We start from the raw sequence: 13313 nt of genomic DNA, 5'->3' as shown, positions 1-13313 counted from the left end.
CACAAATCTAAAAATCGAATGCTCTTCAGCTAAGTCAACCTATAGAAGTAATTGGGAGTAGTCTGTGAGTAATGGGGATGAAATTGTGAATTGTGGAGAAACTTTTTAAAAAAATTTACCTTTTTCAAGAAAAACCCTGAAAAACTGTGAATAAACAAAAAAAATGCCGCAATTTGCAGCAAACTGTGGATGAACAACTATTTGAAGCTATTTATTCACTTGTGGACAAAATAAGACCACCGTCGAAGTTATCAACAGTGGTCTTCAGTTCGCTTGGCGGCGTCCTACTCTCCCAGGACCCTGCGGTCCAAGTACCATCGGCGCTGGAGGGCTTAACGGTCGTGTTCGGGATGGGTACGTGTGGAACCCCTCCGCCATCGCCACCAAACATGATTTTTGCGCTGCTTCACTTCCGCGTCTTTCGCTTCAGCATAAGATCAGACCTTAGAAAGGACATGCAGCTTAAAATCGGTTCAGATGTTTGATCACCTGAAAACTAGATACGAAACAATCAATTGCGAATTAGTTGTTCTCGGGGCCCCGCCAAAGCATTCGGAGTTCGCTTCGTCAGCGTCTCTTCACTTTGGTGGGTCCATTTTGGATAAGCCCTCGACCGATTAGTACTGGTCAGCTCCATGCATTGCTGCACTTCCACCCCCAGCCTATCTACCTCGTCGTCTTCAAGGGGTCTTACTAATTGGGAAATCTCATCTTGAGGGGGGCTTCACGCTTAGATGCTTTCAGCGCTTATCCCTTCCGCACTTAGCTACCCAGCTGTGCTCCTGGCGGAACAACTGGTGCACCAGCGGTGCGTCCATCCCGGTCCTCTCGTACTAAGGACAGCTCCTCTCAAATTTCCTACGCCCACGACAGATAGGGACCGAACTGTCTCACGACGTTCTGAACCCAGCTCGCGTACCGCTTTAATGGGCGAACAGCCCAACCCTTGGGACCTACTTCAGCCCCAGGATGCGATGAGCCGACATCGAGGTGCCAAACCTCCCCGTCGATGTGGACTCTTGGGGGAGATAAGCCTGTTATCCCCAGGGTAGCTTTTATCCGTTGAGCGATGGCCCTTCCATGCGGTACCACCGGATCACTAAGCCCGACTTTCGTCCCTGCTCGACTTGTCAGTCTCGCAGTCAAGCTCCCTTTTGCCTTTGCACTCTTCGAATGATTTCCAACCATTCTGAGGGAACCTTGGGGCGCCTCCGTTACTCTTTAGGAGGCGACCGCCCCAGTCAAACTGCCCACCTGACACTGTCCCCATACCCGCTTAGGGTACCAGGTTAGAACTCCGATACGATCAGGGTGGTATCCCAACGGCGCCTCCAAGGAAGCTTGCGCTCCCTCTTCCTAGGCTCCCACCTATCCTGTACAAATCGTATCAAAGTCCAATATCAAGCTGCAGTAAAGCTCCATGGGGTCTTTCCGTCTTGTCGCGGGTAACCTGCATCTTCACAGGTATTAAAATTTCACCGGATCTCTCGTTGAGACAGCGCCCAAGTCGTTACGCCATTCGTGCGGGTCAGAATTTACCTGACAAGGAATTTCGCTACCTTAGGACCGTTATAGTTACGGCCGCCGTTTACTGGGGCTTCAGTTCATAGCTTCGGAGTTACCTCCTAACCACTCCCCTTAACCTTCCAGCACCGGGCAGGCGTCAGCCCGTATACTTCGCCTTGCGGCTTCGCACAGACCTGTGTTTTTGCTAAACAGTCGCTTGGGCCTTTTCACTGCGGCCCCCTCGGGCTATTCACCCTACCGAGGCACCCCTTCTCCCGAAGTTACGGGGTCATTTTGCCGAGTTCCTTAACGAGAGTTCTTCCGCGCGCCTTAGAATTCTCTTCTCGCCTACCTGTGTCGGTTTGCGGTACGGGCACCTTCACCTGGCTAGAGGCTTTTCTTGGCAGTGTGAGATCATGACCTTCGCTACTGCAATTTTCGCTCCCCATCACAGCCCAAGGTTATGTAGCACGGATTTGCCTATGCTACCCTCTCACTGCTTGGACGGACATCCATCAGTCCGCGTCACTACCCTGCTGCGTCACCCCATCGCTCATAACGGTTTACGGTGGTACAGGAATTTCCACCTGTTGTCCTTCGACTACGCCTGTCGGCCTCGCCTTAGGTCCCGACTTACCCTGAGCGGACGAACCTTCCTCAGGAACCCTTAGGCTTTCGGCGGATCAGATTCTCACTGATCTTTTCGTTACTCATACCGGCATTCTCACTTGTGTACTCTCCAGCGCTCCTTACGGTACACCTTCAACGCATACACAACGCTCCCCTACCCCTGAATCGACTTCACTCCAGCTTCGAAGTGATGTGTCTAGCCCCTGGAGCATTTGGCCGAAACCTCTGAATTATTTCAGATGCTGCTTTCGGCAAAAGTGTCTCGGTGCCTCACCGCCTCAAAGAAGCAGTGAAGTCGATTCAAGCCATAGCTTCGGTGGTGTGTTTAGCCCCGTTACATTTTCGGCGCAGAGTCACTCGACCAGTGAGCTATTACGCACTCTTTAAATGGTGGCTGCTTCTAAGCCAACATCCTGGTTGTCTGGGCAACTCCACATCCTTTCCCACTTAACACACACTTGGGGACCTTAGCTGATGGTCTGGGCTGTTTCCCTTTTGACAATGGATCTTAGCACTCACTGTCTGACTCCCGGTTAATCAGTCTATGGCATTCGGAGTTTGACTGAGCTTGGTAACCCTTGCGGGCCCCGCACCCAATCAGTGCTCTACCTCCACGACTGTACCACCGAGGCTAGCCCTAAAGCTATTTCGGGGAGAACCAGCTATCTCCGAGTTCGATTGGAATTTCTCCGCTACCCCCACCTCATCCCCGAACTTTTCAACGTTCGTGGGTTCGGGCCTCCAGTGCGTGTTACCGCACCTTCACCCTGGACAGGGGTAGATCACACGGTTTCGGGTCTACGCCCACGTACTATACTCGCCCTATTCAGACTCGCTTTCGCTGCGGCTACGGCTTCTCACCTTAACCTTGCACGGGAACGTAACTCGCCGGTTCATTCTACAAAAGGCACGCCATCACCCGTGATTTTTCCGAAGGAAAATATCATAGGGCTCTGACTTCTTGTAAGCACACGGTTTCAGGTTCTCTTTCACTCCCCTTCCGGGGTGCTTTTCACCTTTCCCTCACGGTACTGCTTCACTATCGGTCACTAGGGAGTATTTAGCCTTACCAGATGGTCCTGGCAGATTCATACGGGGTTTCACGTGCCCCGCACTACTCGGGATCCGTCTCGGAGGGAATAGACTTTCGGTTACAGGGCTTTTACCTCTTCTAGCGGGCCTTTCCAGACCTCTTCGCCTACCCTATTCCTTTGTAACTCCATGTGAGACGTCCCACAACCCCAAGAGGCAAGCCTCTTGGTTTAGGCTCTTCCGCGTTCGCTCGCCGCTACTGACGGAATCACTACTTGTTTTCTCTTCCTCAAGGTACTTAGATGTTTCAGTTCCCCTGGTCTGCCTCTTCGCAACCTATGTATTCAGTTACGAGTGACTGGCTATTACACCAGCCGGGTTTCCCCATTCGGACATCCCCGGATCAAAGCTTGCTTACAGCTCCCCGAGGCCTTATCGTTGTTCGCCACGTCCTTCTTCGGCTCCTAGCGCCTAGGCATCCTCCGTGTGCTCTTAGTAGCTTAACCAAATCGCTCGGATTTTGGGTCAACACGCTCTGTTGTTCCTCGGTTTCTCATTTGAAATGAATCAAGGGTGAAACCGACTCACAAAGGATCGATTGCCTCCAAAACACCTCGCTCTACAGTTAGTACTTCACTTGTTCTCTACGATCACAAGTTCAGCTAAAAAAGAATGTTCTAATTCGCATTTGTTGTTTCGTTATCCAGTTTTCAAGGATCAAGGCAGTTTCGGAAAACTGCGGTTTTTGAGAGTTTGAGCTCTCAAAACTGACCAACGAGTGAGAATTGAAATCTTTGCGAAGCAAAGATACTTCGAGAGCATCCTTCTTCGCGGTATTTGTACCGCTTCGCTGCGGAAGCGAGGTACTCCATAGAAAGGAGGTGATCCAGCCGCACCTTCCGATACGGCTACCTTGTTACGACTTCACCCCAATCGTCTACCCCACCTTCGGCGGCTGGCTCCCTTGCGGGTTACCCCACCGACTTCGGGTGTTGTAAACTCTCGTGGTGTGACGGGCGGTGTGTACAAGACCCGGGAACGTATTCACCGCGGCATGCTGATCCGCGATTACTAGCAATTCCGACTTCATGCAGGCGAGTTGCAGCCTGCAATCCGAACTGAGACCGGCTTCTAAAGATTCGCTCCAGATCGCTCCTTCGCTTCCCGTTGTACCGGCCATTGTAGTACGTGTGTAGCCCAGGTCATAAGGGGCATGATGATTTGACGTCATCCCCACCTTCCTCCGGTTTGTCACCGGCAGTCACTCTAGAGTGCCCAGCTTTACCTGCTGGCAACTAAAGTCAAGGGTTGCGCTCGTTGCGGGACTTAACCCAACATCTCACGACACGAGCTGACGACAACCATGCACCACCTGTCTCCCCTGTCCCGAAGGAAAGGCCTATCTCTAGACCGGTCAGGGGGATGTCAAGACCTGGTAAGGTTCTTCGCGTTGCTTCGAATTAAACCACATACTCCACTGCTTGTGCGGGTCCCCGTCAATTCCTTTGAGTTTCAGTCTTGCGACCGTACTCCCCAGGCGGAATGCTTAATGTGTTAACTTCGGCACCAAGGGTATCGAAACCCCTAACACCTAGCATTCATCGTTTACGGCGTGGACTACCAGGGTATCTAATCCTGTTTGCTCCCCACGCTTTCGCGCCTCAGCGTCAGTTACAGCCCAGAAAGTCGCCTTCGCCACTGGTGTTCCTCCACATCTCTACGCATTTCACCGCTACACGTGGAATTCCACTTTCCTCTTCTGCACTCAAGTCACCCAGTTTCCAGTGCGACCCGGAGTTGAGCCCCGGGATTAAACACCAGACTTAAATGACCGCCTGCGCGCGCTTTACGCCCAATAATTCCGGACAACGCTTGCCCCCTACGTATTACCGCGGCTGCTGGCACGTAGTTAGCCGGGGCTTTCTTCTCAGGTACCGTCACTCGGATAGCAGTTACTCTACCCGACGTTCTTCCCTGGCAACAGAGCTTTACGATCCGAAAACCTTCATCACTCACGCGGCGTTGCTCCGTCAGACTTTCGTCCATTGCGGAAGATTCCCTACTGCTGCCTCCCGTAGGAGTCTGGGCCGTGTCTCAGTCCCAGTGTGGCCGTTCACCCTCTCAGGTCGGCTACGCATCGTCGCCTTGGTGAGCCGTTACCTCACCAACTAGCTAATGCGCCGCAGGCCCATCCACAAGCGACAGATTGCTCCGTCTTTCCCAAGAAAGTCATGCGACTCTCTTGCGTATCCGGTATTAGCTACCGTTTCCGGTAGTTATCCCAGTCTTGCAGGCAGGTTGCCTACGTGTTACTCACCCGTCCGCCGCTAAGTGGATCAGGAGCAAGCTCCCGATCCACTCCGCTCGACTTGCATGTATTAGGCACGCCGCCAGCGTTCGTCCTGAGCCAGGATCAAACTCTCCAATAAAGATGGAAGGTCCCTGCCACCCGAAGGCGGTAGGTTTTCCATTCAAAGTGTTTGTTTAGCTCATTTTGAATCTGACGAGATTGGAGCGAATTTGAAATCCACATGGATTTCAAATTCTCCCCAAAATATCTCATTTATTTCTCACTCGTTGTTCAGTTTTCAAAGATCAAACTTGTTATTTCGTCGCCGCTTTCGTTATCAGCAGCAACTCTTATATCTTATCATTTTACAACCAACTTTGCAAGAACTTTTTTTCAGAAGTTTTTTCCTTCAAATTCGTTCTGCCTTGTTAGCCGACCCTTCAAAAATCCTCGTTCAATTGGCCGGAATAAGAATATAACACATATCAATGATAATTAGCAAGCATTTTTAACAAACTCATTTAGCCGTTGGTTGAAATACATGCATGCAAAATCGTTAAAAAGCCGAGAAGACCAGCACCGGGCTGAGTTTCTCGGCTTTCATATATTTATTCTCCTTACCTTAGAAGTCCCAACTTGGGAACCATCTAAGCAGATTATCAATGTACGCCTTGCTGACTGTAAGACCAGACAAGGCCGGATAGAACAGCAGGAACAGCAGTGCAGCCAGAAGAATGTAGCTGATCCGGATCTTTTTAAACCAGGTATACCGCTCTTCCCCCAGCTTCATCATATAAACAATGCCGAGGATCATAAACGGCACCATCGTAAAATAATGATAAATAAAAGTATAACGAGGGACGAGCACCCAAGGAATGTAGACGGACAGATAAGCTATCCAGACGCTGTACATTACCCGGTCCCGCCGCTTGATGGATACCCAGATCGTGAGCAGGATCGCAAATATTCCCGTCCACCAAATCAGCGGATTCCCCATCGTTACCATGGTGGCTTTCATGCCCGGCGCCAGATCAGGGCCATTGTACAGCCAAAGCGGACGTTTCATAAACGGCCACTGCCACCACTGCGAGGAATAAGGATGTGTCGCCGTAAGCTGGCTGTGATAGTCATACATATGAATCTGCGCGTTGATCAGGTTCTTGAACGTGTAGCCCCCGGCCGCTTCGTTTAATACCGGAATGAAAGACAAACTGTAAATGATCGCAGGAATGACGATAAAAAAGATTACGCAGCTCGCCAGCGTGATGACCGTATTGCGGGTAAACCGGTTCGCCGTTATCCGGTACAAGTTGCTCCGGGACGCACCCCCACTTCCTTCAGTCTCTTCTAAAGAAGTCTCTCCGTTTTGAGCCATCCAGCGCCGCGCCGCCTGCATTTCCCGAAAGCGAGCATACAAGTACATCCCCAGCATCACGGCTAATCCGGCGCCTCCATAAGCGACATTCCATTTGGAAGCCGATCCGATACCGAAGAACAAGCCGGCCAAGCCTAATGGGATCAATGTTTTGCCGAGCGGAATCGTATAGAAATTATGCGACATGTAACGATGCATGAAGTAATACATAACCATTAGGAAAAAGACCGCATACACATCGATAGTCGCCATCCTTGTCTGTGCGAAATGCATAAAGTCCAAGGCGAACAGCAGCGTTGCCGTGATGGCATAACGGCTTCTGCCAAACAAGGTAAGCGCCATCCGGTACATAAGCGGCAGCATGCCGATCCCGAATACCGTTCCTACAATCCGCCAGCCAAACGGGCTGAGGCCGAAAATTTTGATGCCGAGCGCAATCAGGATTTTGCCGAGCGGCGGATGGGTATTTTCATAAACAGGCATTCCCTTCAGGTATTCATAAGCTGTTCTGGGATGATAGATCTCATCAAAATAAGTGCTGTTCATGTAGCTGGGTCTATATACGTCCGTATCCGGCTCATCGAACAGCAGATCTGGGGAACCGGTATCCTCCGGGGAAACAGCCTCTTTTTGAATAGAAGCAACGGGAATCGCCTGATTTGACCCGCGGCCGTAAATAGCTGCTTCATGTACGATCGTCTTGGCCGATACGGCTGTGAATTTAATATACCGGGCATCAATAAGGGTGTCCGCCGTACTCCACTTAAACACCTTGCCGTAAAGGTCAAGCTCCACGGCATGGTCCCAATGATCCGGCGTATTGCTGAATTCCATTTTGACTACACCTTGGCCCGGGCCGGCAAACAGGTTGATCCGTTCCAGCGACTTGGTGGACCCAAGGTCCACATAGAAATTCTCTCCATCAGCCGTCGTTTGCCAATAGGTCGAGGGAGACTTGAAGTCCCCAAGCTGATATAAAGCGATAACCGCATAAAGCAGCGTAATGGCTCCGACCCACATCCAGTCCTTGCGCTGCATACGGGGATTGCGGACAGAGATGGCTGACTGCTCCAGCTCTTCGAGAATCAGCTTATCGGTCATATGGCGCTCATCACGCGAAGTCCCCGGCAGTTGCCGGATTTGCCCTTTAACCGCAATTCCCCAAGCGGTCAGCAGCAGATAGGCAAGGAAAGCCAGATTGACGATGGCGGTCACGATGGCTATACCGTCAATCGGCGTTGCCGAATTGCCATCATGGTAATTTTTAAGCACGTAATCGATATTCACGTATTGGGTAACGCTAAACCCGAAGAAGACGAGCAGCAGCCGGCGGTCTTTAAGCTGGATAAAAGCAAACAAGGAAATAAGAAGTGCCGGGAACAAATAACGTTCGTGCATTTTCGGTCCAAATAGATAAACGCAGGAAATGAGAATCAGAGCCAGCAGATAAACGCTGAATATTCTGCTTTTGGAGTCCTCTCTTGAACCGCCGGGACGATCTTCCCTCCCCCTGTCCGTTCTGCCAGCCCATGCAAACCAGGCGGTCAACACTACAGAAAGGAACAAAAACAGGTTGCCCCATGTTCCGAAAGTCAGGAAACCCCACTTCTCCGTAAGCGGCTTCCAATTCCCCCCGGCCAGTGAAAACAAATTAAACGTGTTAAGCACCGCATAAGGATAAGAAGATAAGGTTGATCTATATAATTGATAAAAACCGTTGATCCCGCCATTATTCCAATAGAAAGGCGCTGCCAGAATAACCGTTGTAAGCAAACCGTAGAGAACGGTTAACAGGAATGTTTTCCAGCCCTTCTTCTGCAGGAGGAAAGCAAGCAGCAGCACCGGCGTAAAAATCAGCGCCTGAGGTTTAATAAGCACCGCAAGAGCGAACCAAACTCCTGAATGAGTCGGTTTACGTCCCGCGAGCGCATTCAAGCACAATACAAGAAAGACGGCAAAAAATCCGTCAATCTGCCCCCAATTGGCCGAATCGATCCATACAGCCGGGTTAAGCAGATAAATAAAGGCCAGCGCCACCGCAAGGCGTTCGCCGAGTTTGCCGCGGCCCAGCCGGTACAGCAGGAACCCTGCCGCAAGATCAGCCAGGATCGCTGGAAGCTTAAACAGCAGTCTGGCTGCGGCCGAGGTATCGGCCAGCGCCAGCGCCGATTTAATGGCGCCAAGCACGTATAGAACATACAGATATCCCGGCGGGTAATCAGCGAAGACCCCTTTTTCATAAAATTGTCCCAGCCCCGTCTGCTGAAGCCGGTCAGCCCAGTACATAAAAGTGGTCAAATCCCCCGTATAACCTTCCATCCGCAGTCCGGACCAGATCCGGATAACGAAGGCGGCAACCAGCAGGATCAGCAGCAGCATCTTATAAGCAAGACGCGGCTGAAGATTTTCATCCTTCCGCATATAAATGCGGTATACGTAAGCAAAGAAGAAACTGAACAAAACAAGCATGAACACGGTAGAAGTAACCGAAACCGGCAGTTCCCGTTTGGTCTCCGGTTTGGCGGTATCCATATTGACTACGGCATCTGTCGCAGCCGGTTTAACCGTTTCTTCTACAGATATATCGTCAAAATAGGCCGTTCCGGTCGTGAGTGCGCCGTATTGCCCGAGTCCCGCAGCAATGGTCACTTCGGTCTGTTTAGGTCCTGTTACGCCAGTAAATTCAACTCTCTGCCAGTTCCCCTGAGTATCATAAACCTGCGGATAACTCGCGCTCACTCCGGAAATGAACAGATTCGCACCGCTTCCGCCCGAGGAGAGCGGTATATCGGAGGTTTTGATCCAGCCGGATATTTTATAGTAGGTATCCGGTTTAACCGTCAGCTTTTGAATCCATCTGGCATGGTTGGGCTGAATATTTTGCACCGCTGCGGATGAAGTCCCGGTATGCGCCTCCTGATGGTCAACCCACAGCCTGCTGGCCCCTTGATCGGTCAGCCACATATCCTGGCTCCACACCTCAGGCATGTCTCCGGCTACCTGCTCAAAGCTGTTGTTAAGCAGCTGGTTGGCATCCGCCGCCCCCACGACCTTCGGCATCAAGGTCAACAGAAGGATGAGAGCAAGGAAGAAGACATGCTTATTGTTCCGTCGAATTTCTGTCATTCTGGTTCGAATATTCTTCAATGATTGTCACACCTCACGAGCCGTAATGGATAGGCAGAAGCAAAAAGCAGCCCGGCACAAAAGCCGAACTGCTTCTCTATCTTCGATATACAAGGGTGAAAAACCTGCAAACCGCCGGATCTTATTCCGAGCCGATAAAGATATAACGGGCAAGTACGATGACCGCCAGCACCCACATCAGCCAGTGGATCTTCACTTTGTTCTTGGATACCAGGTTGCTGCAAAGGGCCAAAATGACGTAAGACAAAATGCCTGCCGAAATTCCGTTCGCGATGCTGCCTGTAAATGGCATCAAAATAATCGTTACAAAAGCAGGGAATGCATACAGGAAATCATCCCATTCGATGCTCTTCACTTGGCCCATCATCAGCACGCCGACAATAATCAGCGCCGGAGCCGTAGCTGCACTAGGCACAACGCCGGCAAGCGGAGCGATAAACAGGGACAGCAGGAACAATACGCCGGTCGTAATTGCTGTAAGACCTGTACGTCCGCCCTCGGCAACACCCGCCGTACTTTCCACATAGGACGTAACCGTACTTGTACCGAGAACAGCACCGGCACTGACGCCTACAGCGTCGACCAGCATCGCTTTCCCGATCATTTTCTCGCCTTTCTCTTTGTCCTTCATCAATCCGGCGCGGGTCGCCGTACCAACCAGGGTACCGAACGTGTCGAACAATTCAACAAAAGTGAAGACGAATACGATCTCGAACAAACCAAGTTTAAAGGCGGCGCCAAGATCAAATTTGCCGACAGCGAGATCATTCAGGTTCGGGAACCAGGTTGCCCCGGACAAACCGCCTGTATTGGTAACGCCCATCGGGATACCGATCAGCGTAGTCGCTACGATGCCGATCAGCAGCGCACCTTTCACGCGAAGCGCCATCAGAACAGCAATGAGGATCAGACCAATCAAAGTCAGCTGCACTTCATGGCTGTGAACCATATCGCCAAACGTAAAGTTGATGCTGCTTCCGCCGATCGTCTGGGTTGGATCCGTTACACCGGACAGGTTAACGCCGATCAGATTGCTCAGTTTAAGGCCGATGCTGGCAACAAACAAACCAATACCCACCGTAATTGCAGCCTTCAAGCTTTGCGGCAGAGCCACAATCAGCAGCTGGCGAATCTTCGTTACCGTCAGAATGAGGAAAATAATCCCCGAAATAAACACGGCGCCCAAAGCCGCCTGCCAGGTAATTCTTCCGTCCGAGCTGAGCACGACGGTCATGAAATAAGCGTTCAGACCCATGCCCGGCGCCAGCGCGATCGGAATGTTCACGAACAAGCCCATGATGATGGTAATCAGGCCTGCACCTACGCACGTTGCGAAAAATACGCCGTCAGCCGGAATGCCGGCACCGTCCGGACCCAGGAACAGGTTGTTCACGAACAGGATGTACGCCATCGTCATGAACGTGGTAATACCAGCAATAATTTCGGTTCTTACCGATGTGCCGTTCTCCTTCAGCTTGAAAAAACGATCCATTTCCCTAAATCCCCCTTAAATAATCATAAAACCTCATAAACCCGCAAGAACTGCAGGAACGACAAACAACCCGGGCACATATTCATTCCCCGGGTCCTCGCAGTAGCCAAGAAGACGATTCGCAAATTCGATTCGCAAACCCCATTTCTGCAGCAGCCTTCAGCAGGCATAAACAGCCTTGCAGGGCGCGCGTCTTCTCACTTCGTAGCCAGATCATTTACGGTGACCTCGTAGAAACTTCCGGGCCAATTCCCGGAATTATACGAATACTATTGAATTGTCAGAAGCAGTTCTCATCTGCCATGACAGATACCTTACATAGCAGTTACAAAACATATTTTAGGCACGGAAAGAAACCTTGTCAATGATAAATACGAATATTCGAGATTATAACATTTTCGAACGTTCGCCATTTCCAGGATATAGTCTTTTTATGTTACACCTATTGCGGAAAACTATTCTGGATCTCCTTATTTCCGAGCCGGAACATGTCTTACTCCGGTTAGGACAAAGCTCACTAGCATATTCAATTCATGGAACTTCACAAAGCAGTATTGGTGACTGCTGCCCTGCTTATTCTGGTTTCTTGTTCAGGAAATATACTAAACTGAGGAAAATCGTTAAAGTGCCGAATAGAAGAAATAAACATCTGAAAATGAAATAGACATCATAAAATGACCCTTGGTAGTGAGAGTTATTCATTTCATCTCCAACTATACCAGGAATAAAAAACATAAAAATCCCTGCTGCAACCATGACTATACATGCCAGAGCTTTTTTAAGCATGGTTCCTCCTAGGTTTTCTTTTTTATTTAAGATAAGTAATGCTTAACCAATCGAAAAAAGAGTTGTCGAGATTTGCTTAACAGCCTCGTTCAAATGTCTAATTTAAGGAAGCTCGGTTGTTTGGGAAGCCAATTTACCGCCCACTGTTCCGTTGACTGCATAACCGCCACCGTTCCAAGTGAGCTTATAGTCACCTGTTCGCATTCCTTGCGGATATCCCTGTTCGAAGTTTTTCCAGGTGTACGAGCTGTGAGCAGCAATTGTAATGCTGAAATACTGCCTATCTGTCAAAGTATGCTCCAAGTTAACAGTAACTGGATGGCCGCTCAAGTTTTCTATAGTTAACTTAAGGTGACCGTAGTTAGGATTAATGCTGAAAGAATGAACAACGGTTCCAGTTCCATTATTGGCAACATCGGACCAAGTTTTATCAACTGCTAAAGGGGGCATAACTCCCTTGTCTGAGCTCGTTGTTACTTGAATCGGAGCTGTAACCGTTTCGAGTTCAGGAGCGCTATGGGATGATGCACCTACAGCTATTGCTGCTGTCAATATAGCTGCCGCTGCCAGCACTGCTAAATACACTGTTTTCTTCACTTTAACCACCCGATTTTATCTGTACTTTTGTTTCTTTATTTCAGATCAAACCCATGTTCTCACTTTATTTCACAATAATATCCTTATTGTACCATAATCTGTCGACTGCTGATGTTCCTGTAAATAGGGTTGCGAGCTGTTTCAGTCATAAAAAATACTCTCTTCGATTTGCAAAACCACGCAAATAAAAGAGAGTAAATTTTTGCCCCTTAAGGGAATTAAATTATTCCCGACTATTCCCACTCGATCGTCGCCGGCGGCTTCGACGTAATGTCGTATACCACGCGGTTGACATTCTCCACCTCGTTCACGATACGCACGGAGATTTTCTCCAGCACGTCCCAAGGGATACGCGCCCAGTCGGCGGTCATGCCGTCGATGGACGTAACCGCGCGGATGCCTACCGTGTAGTCGTACGTGCGTATTATAGAGTTAATTACTGTTCATTTACCACGTTG

The 13313-nt window shown here is 50.0% G+C and carries 3 protein-coding genes, 3 rRNA genes, 1 pseudogene and 1 riboswitch; all 7 genes and pseudogenes read right to left on the bottom strand.

What is annotated here, in order from left to right:
• Nucleotides 1-271: 271 nt before the first annotated feature.
• Nucleotides 272-388: ribosomal RNA gene (rrf, locus tag AWM70_RS22365) — 5S ribosomal RNA — on the bottom strand.
• A gap of 209 nt (nt 389-597) precedes the next feature.
• Nucleotides 598-3674 (bottom strand): 23S ribosomal RNA (locus AWM70_RS22360).
• A 368-nt stretch (nt 3675-4042) separates the two neighbouring features.
• Nucleotides 4043-5597: ribosomal RNA gene (locus AWM70_RS22355) — 16S ribosomal RNA — on the bottom strand.
• The 16S, 23S and 5S rRNA genes sit together here, the layout of an rRNA operon.
• 483 nt (nt 5598-6080) lie before the next feature.
• Nucleotides 6081-9959: a glycosyltransferase family 39 protein gene (locus AWM70_RS22350; RefSeq protein ID WP_151208789.1), complete on the bottom strand. Its 3879-nt coding sequence runs from the start codon at nt 9957-9959 to the stop codon at nt 6081-6083.
• Between the two features lie 142 nt (nt 9960-10101).
• Nucleotides 10102-11472, bottom strand: a complete 1371-nt coding sequence (locus tag AWM70_RS22345) for an NCS2 family permease (protein ID WP_068700163.1) — start codon at nt 11470-11472, stop codon at nt 10102-10104.
• A 185-nt stretch (nt 11473-11657) separates the two neighbouring features.
• Nucleotides 11658-11758, bottom strand: a riboswitch (purine riboswitch).
• A 602-nt stretch (nt 11759-12360) separates the two neighbouring features.
• Nucleotides 12361-12855 (bottom strand): hypothetical protein, encoded by a 495-nt coding sequence (locus AWM70_RS22335; protein WP_068700160.1) that lies wholly within the window; start codon nt 12853-12855, stop codon nt 12361-12363.
• Between the two features lie 233 nt (nt 12856-13088).
• Nucleotides 13089-13277: pseudogene (locus AWM70_RS23035) on the bottom strand (GMP synthase (glutamine-hydrolyzing)); the annotation flags it as partial.
• Between the last annotated feature and the right edge of the window lie 36 nt (nt 13278-13313).

The sequence above is a fragment of the Paenibacillus yonginensis genome (assembly GCF_001685395.1).
Lineage (GTDB): Bacteria > Bacillota > Bacilli > Paenibacillales > Paenibacillaceae > Fontibacillus > Fontibacillus yonginensis.
The sequence above is the reverse complement of the archived record's forward strand: the minus strand, read 5'-3'. Positions and strand labels throughout refer to the sequence as shown.